Here is an 11,523-nt window from a genome sequence, read left to right as displayed (position 1 = left end):
TCGACCTTATTTATTTTTATTTATTATTTAACTGAACAGATACTTTTCCTTTAAACTCATCTCCTTTAAAATTGATTCTATAACTTTTATAAGATTCTAAATGAATAGATTCTTTTTTATTCATTTTTCCTTTCGAAGCACTACCTATTTGAGTTAATTCTTTTCCTGTATAATCTACTATCGAGAAATCCATTAAACCATTTTTTTGTTTCACTTCATAATCTAATTCAAGTTCTATATCTTGATTTGTTTTCAAGAAATAATAAACTTCTCCTTGCATTTGTGTAAAGTCCAAAACGATTTGATTATTATTTCGTCTAATCACTTTTGTTGCCGAATATGTTGTTCCTTCTGTTTTATAAATTCCATCAATACTCAAATATCTTGACGCATTCGTTGACACATTAGAAACAGTTGAAATTGTCACACAAGATTGTACCAACATCACTGCAAAACACAATAAAATAAATTTTCTCATAACATCATATCTTTACTATTAAGATGCATGTTTTATAAAAAAGTTACAACAAAGGTTTAAATTCTATTCGTTTTTTCTCGTACCAAAACACCCACAACACCTAAAATAACCACCTCATCATTTTCGTGTATTTGTACACAATCTTTGTAATTTGGATTTATTGCTATTAATTTATTGTTTATTTTATCAAAACGTTTCAACGTATAATCTTCATTATTAACGGAAACAATAATATCATCATGATGCAACGGAATAAGATCTGTCCGAATCACCAAAATATCATTTTTTTGATAAACAGGATACATCGAATCTCCACCAACGACAATCAAAAAAATAGATTCGGGATGCGTTAAATAACGTTCATCCAAACTTATTTTATCATCTACAAAATCTTCTGCAGGTGAAGGAAATCCAGCATTTACATGACCAAAATTCGGAATATATTTTTTCTCACCATCTGTATTTATCACAAAAAGATTGAGTTCTTTGTCTAACATTTTTATCTCTCCATTCATTTTTCTATCATTTAATACACCACCAACAAATCTTTCCACTTCGTTGTATAACAAGGTGATAAATTATTTTGACGCATTTTCCACGTTTTATTCAAATCTTGCGAAGCTAATTTTATTTTTGCTGCACCAAATTTTTTGTTCAACAAATCGATGACTTTCATCAAATCTGGATGATTTGGATTTTCTTCTTCAAAAAGCGATAATTGTTTTTGATCTGACGAAACAATTCCAGATACCACTACTCCAGCCTTTTTGTACTCATAACCATCTTTATAAATTTGCTCAAACGCTTTAATTGCAAATTTGGACAACGTAATACTTGAATTCGATTCGTAAGGTAAATGGACCGAAATTGTACGGTAATATTGCGGTTTATTTCTATCAAAATTATTGGTCTGAATAAAAACTGTAACCAAATTGCAAGACGAATTCTGTTTCCGAAGTTTCTCTGCACACGAAACCGCAAAAGTAGCAACACGCTCTTTTACATATTCAAAATCGTTGGTATATTCTTCAAAACTACGCGTCGTTGCAATACTTTTCTTTGCCGAAATCGCTTCTAAATCTAACACCGCTTCACCTAACAAATCTTTTTTCAAACGCAAACCTACTATCGAAAATTCTTTCCGAAGAAAATCATCTTTTAATTGTACAAAGTCCAACGCTTTATTGACACCAATCATTCTCAAACGTCGTGACATTCGTCTACCAACTCCCCAAACATCTTCGATATTTAACCATTTTAACGCTTTATGGATTTGTTCTTGAGTCTGAATAACATAAACTCCTTGATGAACTTCTGGAAATTTTTTCGCAATATGATTCGCTAATTTCGCCAAGGATTTAGTTGGTGCAATTCCAACACAAACTGGCAATTTTGTAAACTGATAAATTTTAGATTTGATTTCTAATCCGTAATTTTTCAAATCAAAACGATCAAATCCATTCAATTTTAAGAAACATTCGTCTATCGAATAAATTTCTTGATCGGGCGAATACAACGATAAAATCGACATTACACGATTGCTCATATCCGCATATAATTGATAATTTGACGAAAAAACTTTGATTTTTTTCTGTTCAAAAATACGTTGAAATTGATGCGCAGGCGCACCCATTGGAATTCCAGCTAACTTCGCTTCGGCAGAACGCGAAATTACACAACCATCATTATTAGACAATACTACAATTGGCTGATGAAGAAGCTTCGGTTGAAAAACACGATGGCAACTGGCGTAAAAATTATTACAATCTATCAATGCGAACATAATACAAAGTTGAGAAGTTAAAACGCCACATTGTGTCATCGAAAATGTTAATTTATTCAAAAAAAAAACCACTCAAATGAGTGGTTTGTATCCTTATTTAATTTTATATTTTTTATGCAAATCTTTTATTACAACAGCTGGTTCATAAACCGTTTGAAATTTTATTGGTTTACTGTTTTTGAAATATTGTACTTTCAGCCACGTATCATTATTATCTAACTTTGTATAGCTGTTACTTTTTTCCAAGACTTTATCGTTCACCGTACTTAAAATTGCAAAATAATCAAAATTATTACGCTGACCAATTTCTGCTGCTCTCAACAAAGCATAGTCAAACGTTTTGTCTTTTTTATTGTATTCGTTTCCATCAAAACTAACAATATACGTATCATTGTTTACCTTTTCTTCGGTATAACCGCCTGTACCATTATCTTTTTGGTATGCAACAGCCTTGCTGTTATGACAACTTGCTAAAGCAAAAATGAAAGCTCCAGCACATAAAATTTGAGTTAATTTTTTCATATCATTATAATTGGTTATTGTGCTTTAACAAAAGTTATTCCTTTTAAGATATGTTTTTGATATTTCTAAATATTTTCTTAACAAATTATTTTTGAAGAAAATACTTTTTTATAAACATTTCTGATTAATAGTATGTTTTTCACATATTTAAAATCAATTTCGGTGCAATATATTTAACATTCTATTAACTCATTGATTCTAATAAAAATCATTTAAGTTTTAATGCTTTATCTGATAAACTCACCTATTTTTGTAAATCAATTATAAGTAATGAGTAAATTAGAAAAATATCTATTTTCTACCAGAACCATGACGGTCTTGCTATTCATCTACGCAATCGCCATGGGTTATGCCACTTTCATTGAAAATGACTACGATACGGCTACTGCAAAAGCTGTTATTTACGAGGCAAAGTGGTTTGAGGTATTAATGATTTGGTTGATCGTTTTGTTCTTAATGAATATCAAACGATACCGATTATGGTCAAAGGAAAAATTGCCTTTATTGGTTTTCCACTTAGCATTTTTGTTTATTTTTATTGGAGGAGGAATTACTCGTTACATCAGTTTCGAGGGTGAAATGCCTATTCCAGAAGGAGGAACAAGTAACGAAATTACATCGTACAAATCTTATTTCAAGATGATGGTTGATGATGGTACACAACGTTTAGCATACGATAATCATCAATACAATATGACGTATTTTGACAGAAAAGATAGTACAAGTTCTTTGTTCCGTAGACACTTTGAAGGTGAATATCAGTTCAAAGATAAAGTCATTAAATTAAAAACTTTTGATTACGTACCTCACGCTTTAGATACGGTTGTAAGAAAAAAAGAAGGAATTAATGTTTTAGAAATCGTGACAGTTGGACAAGCTGGACGTAATTCTGTTTTCATCAGAAATGGTGAAATAAAAAGTGTTAATGGAACTTTAGTTTCGTACAATAGACCGCAAGATGGTGCGGTACAAATTACTGGAGAAGGAGAAAATTTGGTTATCAAATCGCCTTTCGAAGGAGAATATGTACAAATGGCTGGACAACAAGTTGGACAAATTACAGACATGCAAAAATTGCAAGAAGGTGCTGGAAAAGTTGAATTTAATGTTCCTGCTCCATTAAAACTACGTTCGTTATATACAATCAACGGAGCGCAATTTGTAGTTCCAAATCCGGCTTTCAAAGGTGAAGTTTTATATAGACAAGGTTCTAAATTTAAAGCAGAAGAAAAGAATCTACCTGGTGCAATTAGAGCCGAAGTTATTGTTGGTGATAAACGCGATACAGTGACGATTGTTGGTGGAAAAGGTGTCACAAATTATTCTGCTGACGTACAAATTGACGGAATGAATATTTCGTTAGGTTACGGTTCTAAATTAGTAAAAGTTCCATTTAGCATTCGTTTAGATGACTTTATTTTAGATCGTTATCCTGGTTCTACAAATCCTTCTTCTTTCGAATCTAACATTACAGTTATCGACGAGGGAAAAGAAACAAAACATCACATTTATATGAACAATGTAATGGATTATAAAGGTTACCGTTTCTTCCAATCGAGTTATTTCCCAACAGAAGACGGAACTATTTTACAAGTTAACCAAGACTGGTGGGGAACTAACATTACCTATTTAGGATACTTCTTATTATTTGGGGGAATGTTTGTTTCATTATTCTGGAAAGGAACTCGTTTTACACAATTAAACTCTTTATTAAAAAGTTTACATACCAAAAAAGTAAATATTTTACTTCCATTATTTTTACTTTCTGGATTAGCATTTGCTCAAAATCCAAGTACTACTGATGGAGAAAAAAATGGACATCAAAAAATTCAGACTGATTCGGAAAAAGGTAATGTTCATTCATCAGAACATATTGGTAGTTTTTCAACAAAAATGGCTGATGGTGATGAATTAGCGAAGAACGTAAAAATTCCGGACGAGCACGCTGATAAATTTGGTCATTTACTTACACAAGATATCGAAGGACGTATAAAACCTGTTAATACGCAAGCGTTAGAAATCCTTAGAAAAGTTTACAAAAAAGATAAATTCCACGGATTATCTGCCAATAAATGGTTTATTTCTTTGCAATTAGATCCTGCTTATTGGGTAAATGCTCCGATGATTGAAGTTGGTGATAAAGGTGGTGATCGTTTAAAGAAAATTACAAGCGCAAATGAAGATGGTTACACATCTTTAATGAATTTGATTGATCCAAAAACAACTCGTTTCAAATTAGACAAAGCCTATAACGAAGCATTCTCAAGAAAACCTTCAGAGCGTTCTAAATTTGATGAGGAAGTAATTAAAGTTACAGAGCGTTTCAATATTTTAGATCAAACTGCAAAAGGTTATCAATTAAAAATAATTCCAGTTCAGAATGATCCTTCAGAGCGTTGGACTTCTTGGATTTATCAAACACAAGAAAATCCTGTAGAAATCGATACAATGGCACTTGGAATGATTAGTGTTTATTTTAACATGGTTTCGAAAGGATTAGAAAATGGTAATTGGACGCCTGCAGATAATGCGGTAGATTATATCGATAAATACCAACAAAAATGGGGTAAAAATGTTGTGCCTTCTCCAACAAAAGTTGAGATTGAGGTTTTATACAACAAATACAACGTTTTCTTTTGGGTGATGATTGCTTATTGTATGGTTGGTGGAGTTTTAATGATTTTATCATTCATTCAGTTATTTTCAGAAAGCAAAGCACTGCATCGAATTATCAATGTTTGTTTGGGATTAATATTTATTGTCTTTATCATACAAGCCGCAGGACTTGGTGTTCGTTGGTATTTAACGGGACACGCACCTTGGTCTAACGGTTACGAAGCCATTGTATTTATTTCATGGATTAGTGTTTTAGCTGGATTGTTATTATACAAAAACCGAAACGCATTTATTCCTACAACAGGAGCTATGGTTGCTGTAATTATGATGGGATTTGCGCATGGAGGTTCTATGTTAGATCCACAAATTACACCATTAGTACCAGTTCTAAAATCATATTGGTTAATTGTACACGTTGCGATTATCGTTTCATCTTATGGTTTCTTTGGATTAAGTGCTATTTTAGGGGTTTTCTCATTAATTATCATGATGATTAAACCAAATAAAAAGATTGAAATTTCTCTAAAAGAAATGACTTACGTTTCAGAAATGTCGTTAACAATCGGTATTTATTTGCTTACTGTCGGTACATTCTTAGGCGGTATGTGGGCAAACGAATCTTGGGGACGTTACTGGTCTTGGGATCCAAAAGAAACTTGGGCATTCGTTTCAGTAATTGTTTATGCAGTTGTTTTACACATGCGTTTAGTTCCAGGTTTAAGAGGAAAATTTGCATTCAACGTTGCTGCAATGTGGGCAGTTTGGACAGTAATTATGACGTATTTTGGCGTTAACTATTACTTATCTGGATTACACTCATACGCAGCCGGAGATCCAATTCCAATTCCATTCTGGGTTCCTGCAACAGCAGTCGCAATGTTAGTTTTATCTATTGCAGCTTGGTATTTCCAAAACAAAGTTTACCACGTAAAATCAAAAAATTAATTTCTTTGAATATTATAAATGTTAAAAGCTCATCGAAAGGTGAGCTTTTTTATTTTGGTTTTAATAATCATTAAATATAATTTTTAAAACCTAGACGTTAGAGAAATCTATATTAAATAGATTCTTAGAAGAAGCTTATATTTTATAAAACTAAAAAAGGCAATCCAAAAACTCGGATTACCTTTTTAATTTGAAAAATATTTAAAAGAATTGTTTATTTAAAATCTGTGTCAGAAACGTTTTTATTAATTTCTGTTGTATCAATAACAATTTTGATCGTTTGCTGACCTGTTTCCGTTATCATTTCAGAAGGCATTAATATTCCATCAAACGTTTTATATCCTTTGTTAATTGTCGTTGCAATCATATCTCCTTGTGGAGATTTCATTTTTTGCTCAGATTTCATTAACAAACCTGTTTTTACATCATAAAAATCAGTACGATCAATATCAGCAGCAACAACTTTATAATACTCAACTCCATTTTCAGAAACGATTCCTTCTACTTTAGCTGTTTTATAACCCTCTGACAAAGGTGTAAATAATGAATTTGTCTTAAACAAAGGAGCTGTCATATCTGCTGGTAAATCCATTTTTTGACCTGCTTGAGACATATAACCTTTTTGACCATCAAAAACTTGTTTAATAGTCATTCCCATAATCGTGAATTCAGTTGCAGTTTTATTAGGTGCCGCATTTTTTATGGCATAATCTCCACTCATTCCCATTGTCTCAATTTTTCCTTTTTGAGCAATCGATTTTACAGCTTTCACTTTGTCCGCACCACCAATAGCTTTAAAATAATTATCTGTAATTTGAGCGACAGTAACTGTTGTAGTTTTTGCACCAGAAGTTGGTTTATCTATTTTATTTCCGAAAGAATCGTAATAATTAACTGGGTAGCCTAATTTTTCTAAAGCTGGAGCAATTTGCTCTAATTTCCCTGTTACATTGATTTTTGCTTGATCTGGACGGAAATATTTTTTCGAAACTCGTAAAACATCATCAATTGTTACTGCATTAATATTTTTGATATAATCTGCATAAAAACTATCTGATAATTGATTTGTTTTTTTAGTTAAAGCTTGACTCGCAACTGTAGAAGGACTTTCTAAAGTCAAAATAAAGTTTCCTAAGAATTTCGCTTTTACATCATTCAACGTTTGTTGATCAATTTTGTTTAACGTCATTCCTTTGATTTCTTTCATCGTCTCAACAATTGCAGAATCAGTTACTTCATTACGAACAGTTGCATTAGTATTGAAACGCCCAACGTAACGAGAATCAGAAACTCCTCCACGTGCTCCATATGTCCAACCATGCGCTTCACGAAGATTCATATTCAATTTTGAATTGAAATCTCCTCCTAAAATAGATGACGCAATTAACGCTGCATAATAATCTGGATCTTTCTTTGTCAACTGAACTGGATACGAAACCGAAACCACAGATTGCACTGCATTCGGCATGTTAATCGCATTTAATTCCGTTTTTGTAACTTCTTCTACTTTTGGAAATGCTGGAATATTTAATTTTCCTGTTTGCCAAGAATCAAAGTTTTTCTCCGCCAATGCTTTTACATCTTTTGTCGAAATATCTCCAACAACAATCAAATAAGCATTGTTTGGTTTGTAGTAGGTATTGTAGTAATCCTTCACATCTTGCAATGTAATTTTCTCAATTTGGGCTGGTGTATCAAATTCTGAGAAAGGATTATTTTTTCCGTAAACTAATATATTCGAAACGCGAGATGCTGCAGCTTCTACAGATTTTTCGTCAGCTTTTAAACCTTCGATGTAACGTTTTTTAACATCAGCAAATTCACTTTCGGTAAAGTTTGGATTCATAGCTCCATCAGCCATATAACCAAAAATCTCGTTAAAGTATTTAGTCAAAGAACTTGCAGAAGCTCCTTCTTCCCAAAAATTAACGCGAGCACCTAAAAACTCAATACGCTTATTGAAATCATCTTTGGATTTTGTTTTTGTTCCTGTTCCCAACATTTCGCCTAACAAAGACTCTGCTCCTTTTTTTGCACCTAATGCAAATGGAGGATTATCGATTGTTAATGTCGCAGAAACTCGTGGTAATTTATGATTTTCAACAACGATAACTGTTAAACCATTTTTTAATTTGAATTCGTTCGATTTTCCTAAATTAACCGTTGGTGCTGGACCTGGTTTTGGCATTGGAATCGCCACTTGTGCATTTAAGCTAACTGCCATAAAAGCGATTGCAAGAGATAATATTTTTGTTTTCATAATTCGGTTGTTTTTTATTTTGCAGCTTTTTTAGATTCTGGTAAATAATGAATAATTACACGTTGGTTTTTGTTTAGATACTTTTTAGCAACATTACGAATATCCTCTCTTGTTACAGATTGATAAATTTTCAATTCTTCGTTGATTTTATTTGTATCTCCGCCCAACATATAAGCATCCGCTAAAGCATGTGCAATGTTTTGAACACCCGATTTTGAAGCCACAAAACTATTTTCAATTCCATTTAAGATTTTTTGGTAATCCTCTTCAGAAATCAAATTTGTTTGAACTTTTTCTATATCTTGTTGTAAATCTCCTTCTAATTTATCCAAAGAAACTTCTCCTTGTGGTAAAATTCCGATTGAATAAATTCCGTAATCTTCCATTTGACGATTGAAAGCAAAAATTTGTAATGCTTCTTTTTTCTCGTCAACATATTTTTTATATAAAACTGATGATTTTCCACCTGTTAAATAGCTTGATAACATTTCTAATGCATAAGCATCTTTTGATTTGTTATCTGGCGTACGATAATTAATCGCCAATAAAGGAATCTGAATATTTGCATCATATTCTGTTGCACGAATTTCTGATGTAATTGGATCTTCCTTTACAACCGTTTTCACAACATCTTTTCCTCTTGGAATTACACCAAAATATTTCTCAATTAATTTCTTTGCTTCGTCTTTATTAAAATCACCCGCAACAACTAATACAGCATTGTTTGGCACATAAAAAGTTTGACTAAAGTGTTTGAAATCATCTAATTTCGCATTACTTAAATCCTCAAAAGAACCAATTACACTCCAACGGTAAGGGTGTTTTTTGAAAACGTGAGGATTAACTGCTTCTCCGTACGAAAATTTACCATAAGGTTGATTGTCTAAACGAGAACGTTTTTCTTCTTTTACAACTTCTTTTTGTGTATCGACACCAATTTGATTGATAATTGGTTGACGCAAACGATCAGATTCCATCCATAATCCTAATTCTAAATTATTTGATGGAAAAGTTTCGTAATAATATGTTCTATCTGTTGTTGTATTCGCATTGTTAGAACCTCCGTGAGAAGAAACAATTTTGAACCATTCCCCTCTTTTGATGTTCTCTGTTCCTTCGAATAATAAATGCTCAAAAAAGTGTGCAAAACCTGTTTTACCAACTTGCTCATCTTTCGAACCTACGTGATACATAACACCTGTTGTAATAACTGGAGCAGAATTATCTTGATGAAGGATAACATGCAATCCGTTTGGTAGAGTATACTCATCAAATTTTATTTGCTGACCAAATAACGCTGATCCTGCAAATAAGATAGACATAAAAATTTTCTTCATTTAGTAGTTTTTAAGTTTTTTATCTATTATGCTTATGTAACATTAGTAGCAGTTTTTTTGAAAATGTTACACCAAATTTGCATAATAATTAAAAAAAGTAAAATAATACACGTCTATTGATTTAGTAGGCATTTGTATTAATTTACAACAATATTTCATAATATACCTATAGTAATTGTTATTGTATTTGCTATAGATTTGTAAAAATCGAGAGAAAAAAAATGGATTTTATAGAGTTTTTTGGTTTTGTAGGCGCCTTCTTCATCGGACTAATTATGGGAGTTCTTGGTGGTGGTGGATCTATTTTAGCCGTTCCTATTTTAGCGTATATTTTTCATTTCGACGAAAAAATTGCTACTGCTTATTCATTATGCATCGTTGGATCAACAGGATTGATTGGAGGAATAAAGCAAGCTTCGCAAAAAATGGTTGATTGGAAAGTCGTTTTTCAATTTGGATTACCAGCTGTTGTTGGAATTACATTGGTTCGGGCATTTTTAATTCCTGCTCTACCAAGTAATTTATTTTCTATAGGCGATTTTATCGTCACACGTCGAATGGCAATGTTTGGTTTATTCGCTATTCTAATGGTTTTCGCAGCTATTTCTATGCTAAAAGGCAAGAAAGAAGAGCAAATTGATCAGAAAAATGATAAGCTAAATCCTGTTTTATTAATTCAAGGATTTTTAATCGGAGGATTAACAGGAATGGTTGGTGCTGGCGGAGGTTTTTTGATTGTTCCGGCATTAATGATGGTTGCAAAATTAGATATGAAAAGAGCTTCGGCAACTTCATTGGTAATTATTGCCATCAATTCACTTATCGGATTTTTTATTGGTGATGCTTTACACATCAAAATTGACTGGAGTTTCTTGAGTGTTTTCATTGGAATTTCTATGGTTGGAATTCTTGTCGGAACCTACATCAACAAATTTTTACCGGTACAATTTCTAAAGCGAACATTTGCTATCTTTATTATTTTAATGGCAATTTTTATGTTCATCGAAGAATTTATAATTCAATAATTTAAAGTATGGAACTGAACGAAAATTTTTGGAACGATAAATACACCACAAATCAAACTGGTTGGGATTTAAAAGCTCCTTCTACTCCGCTAAAAGAGTATATCGATCAATTAGAAGATAAAAATATCCGTATTTTGATTCCTGGTTGCGGAAATGCTTACGAAGCAGAATACCTTTTGGAACAAGGTTTTACAAATATTACGTTGATTGACATTTCGGAAATTGTAGTCGAAAAAATTAAAGAAAAATTTAAACATAATCCCAATATCAAAGTTCTTCATCAAGATTTTTTTGAGTTAGATGGTGAGTTTGATTTGATTTTAGAACAAACTTTTTTCTGTGCGTTAGATCCAAAATTACGTCAAAGTTATAGCATCAAAATGAATGAACTACTAGCCGAAAACGGAAAATTAGTTGGTGTATTATTCAACAGAGAATTCGGAAATGACACGCCGCCTTTTGGAGGTGATAAAACTGAATATCAGACGTATTTCAACGATTATTTTGATTTCAAAGTCATGGAAAATTGTTACAATTCTATTCCACCAAGAGCAAAA

Annotated in this window: 9 protein-coding genes; 3 read left to right on the top strand and 6 right to left on the bottom strand. The window is 32.1% G+C overall.

The features are described from left to right. Window positions 1-16 precede the first annotated feature (16 nt). From B2217_RS03280 to B2217_RS03265, 4 genes are all read right to left on the bottom strand, one after another. Window positions 17-478: a hypothetical protein gene (locus B2217_RS03280; RefSeq protein WP_180906239.1), complete on the bottom strand. Its 462-nt coding sequence runs from the start codon at window positions 476-478 to the stop codon at window positions 17-19. Between the two features lie 56 nt (window positions 479-534). Further along, window positions 535-1,032 carry a LexA family protein gene (locus B2217_RS03275; protein ID WP_280045956.1) on the bottom strand — a complete coding sequence of 166 codons (498 nt, stop codon included), beginning with the start codon at window positions 1,030-1,032 and terminating at the stop codon, window positions 535-537. Then, window positions 1,005-2,261, bottom strand: coding sequence for a Y-family DNA polymerase (locus B2217_RS03270; protein WP_180906796.1), 1,257 nt, complete (start codon window positions 2,259-2,261; stop codon window positions 1,005-1,007). Before B2217_RS03270 ends, B2217_RS03275 begins: the two co-directional genes overlap by 28 nt. Window positions 2,262-2,354: 93 nt before the next feature. Then, entirely contained in the window at window positions 2,355-2,783 is a 429-nt protein-coding gene (locus B2217_RS03265; RefSeq protein ID WP_180906237.1) for a CC0125/CC1285 family lipoprotein, read from the bottom strand. A 270-nt stretch (window positions 2,784-3,053) separates the two neighbouring features. Between B2217_RS03265 and ccsA the strand changes: the two genes are divergently transcribed. Next, window positions 3,054-6,344, top strand: coding sequence for a cytochrome c biogenesis protein (gene ccsA, locus B2217_RS03260; RefSeq protein ID WP_291122082.1), 3,291 nt, complete (start codon window positions 3,054-3,056; stop codon window positions 6,342-6,344). A gap of 214 nt (window positions 6,345-6,558) precedes the next feature. On the opposite strand, the gene B2217_RS03255 is transcribed toward ccsA, so the two are convergent. Together B2217_RS03255 and B2217_RS03250 are read right to left on the bottom strand one after the other, a co-directional pair. After that, window positions 6,559-8,604: a M16 family metallopeptidase gene (locus B2217_RS03255; RefSeq protein WP_244958025.1), complete on the bottom strand. Its 2,046-nt coding sequence runs from the start codon at window positions 8,602-8,604 to the stop codon at window positions 6,559-6,561. 14 nt (window positions 8,605-8,618) lie between these two features. Next, window positions 8,619-9,941: a M16 family metallopeptidase gene (locus tag B2217_RS03250; RefSeq protein WP_180906235.1), complete on the bottom strand. Its 1,323-nt coding sequence runs from the start codon at window positions 9,939-9,941 to the stop codon at window positions 8,619-8,621. Between the two features lie 221 nt (window positions 9,942-10,162). Here B2217_RS03250 and B2217_RS03245 point away from each other — a divergent pair, with 221 nt between their 5' ends. Both B2217_RS03245 and B2217_RS03240 read left to right on the top strand, forming a co-directional pair. Next, the gene (locus B2217_RS03245; protein ID WP_180906234.1) at window positions 10,163-10,966 is read left to right on the top strand and encodes a sulfite exporter TauE/SafE family protein; all 804 of its coding nucleotides are present in this window, start codon (window positions 10,163-10,165) and stop codon (window positions 10,964-10,966) included. A gap of 8 nt (window positions 10,967-10,974) precedes the next feature. Beyond that, window positions 10,975-11,523: methyltransferase domain-containing protein (locus B2217_RS03240; protein ID WP_291122081.1), on the top strand; the 549-nt coding region annotated here is incomplete at its 3' end.

The sequence above is a fragment of the Empedobacter sp. UBA7620 genome, assembly GCF_002484185.1.
In the GTDB taxonomy this organism is placed as follows: domain Bacteria; phylum Bacteroidota; class Bacteroidia; order Flavobacteriales; family Weeksellaceae; genus Empedobacter; species Empedobacter falsenii_C.
Note: the sequence above shows the minus strand (reverse complement) of the source record. Positions and strands in the feature narration are given on the sequence as shown.